Below are 1,243 nucleotides of genomic sequence, written 5' to 3' on the forward strand. Positions count from 1 at the left end.
CGAAACATCAAGGACCGGAAATTCCACACATTCGAGAAAGCGGACGCCTATCCGGCGCTGGACAGCCATATCGGCGCACCGATCAACACCGCGCTCATTCTCGAACATTGGGATGACCTTCTACGTCTGGCAGCATCGATCACAACAGGCACAGTTGCGCCATCAACAATCCTGAAAAGGTTCTCCGCTTCCTCGAAATCCAGCGAACTCGCAAAAGCTCTGCGTGAACTTGGTCGCATCGAACGCACGCTGTTCATGATCGAGTGGTATTCTAGCTCGGCGCTGCGGCGGCGTTGTCAGGCTGGTCTCAACAAGGGCGAAGCCGCTCACAAGCTGAAACGCGCAGTCTTTTTCCACGAGCGCGGAGAAATCCGTGATCGGTCCTACGACAGCCAAGCATTCCGTGCGTCCGGACTCAATCTGGTCGTGAGCGCCATTATTTACTGGAATACCGTCTATCTCAGTCGCGCTGCCGCACATTTGCGGCAACAAGGCCGGAATATTCCAGACGAGTTATTGAAACACGTCTCGCCACTCAGTTGGGAACACATAAACCTCACCGGCATCTACTCCTGGGATGCAGAACAGCAAATGACAGACGGCTTCAGACCTTTGCGCCGCACCAGTCGATTGTTGCGTGCTGCATGAGTGTAGAGTTAGTTCCGGCCGGAGTGAAATGACAACATAAGTGTTCAAACCGCTCTTTACAGGAAGGAGCACAGCATGAAGGCTTTATCCATTGTCGCGCCAAGCGGATTGAGGATAGCGAATGGTCTTAAAACGCTTGAAGTGAGGCGGTGGTCTCCAAGCCTGCGGCCCGACGAAGATCTACTGATCGTTGAGAATAACCGTTTCCTGCGAGCCGATGGCGAAGAGGATCTAGACGGCAGAGCTGTAGCCATTGTGAGGATCGCATCGGTCAGGCCGTTTCAGCATACGGATATGGTGGCAGCTTGCGCAGACTATCTTGAAGAAGGGTGGTTGGCGTGGGAACTTACGAACATACGGCAGATTACTTATTCAAAGCCGGTGCTCGCTGCGCGAGGCATTTATGAGCTCTCTATAGACCTTTAGTATCCATTATAGCAAGCTTGATCGGCATATCTGCAAAGCAATCCAAGATGGTCAATCGGGCAGCGGATGTAGCCTTACGATGTAGTTTTAATCCAAACCGAACTGACCGCAAGTTCATTGTTCGTTCGGGCTTAGCGTACGATTTATGACTGATCTTGTTCCGACCCCA

Annotated in this window: 2 protein-coding genes; both read left to right on the forward strand. The window is 52.3% G+C overall.

Annotated features, from left to right (window positions below; all coding sequences use genetic code 11):
- Positions 1-648, forward strand: a 648-nt coding sequence (locus tag HWX93_RS22655; protein WP_176038808.1) for a Tn3 family transposase, incomplete at its 5' end; no start/stop codon positions are given.
- Between the two features lie 75 nt (positions 649-723).
- A complete protein-coding gene (locus HWX93_RS22660; protein ID WP_176038809.1) occupies positions 724-1,074 on the forward strand; it encodes an ASCH domain-containing protein in 351 nt (116 codons plus the stop codon).
- Positions 1,075-1,243 lie beyond the last annotated feature (169 nt).

The organism is Brucella tritici (assembly GCF_902825325.1).
In the GTDB taxonomy this organism is placed as follows: domain Bacteria; phylum Pseudomonadota; class Alphaproteobacteria; order Rhizobiales; family Rhizobiaceae; genus Brucella.

Coding starts and splice junctions, on each gene's coding strand:
- HWX93_RS22660 (WP_176038809.1), top strand. CDS start 724: ATGAAGGCTTTATCCATTGTCGCGCCAAGCGGATTGAGGATAGCGAAT.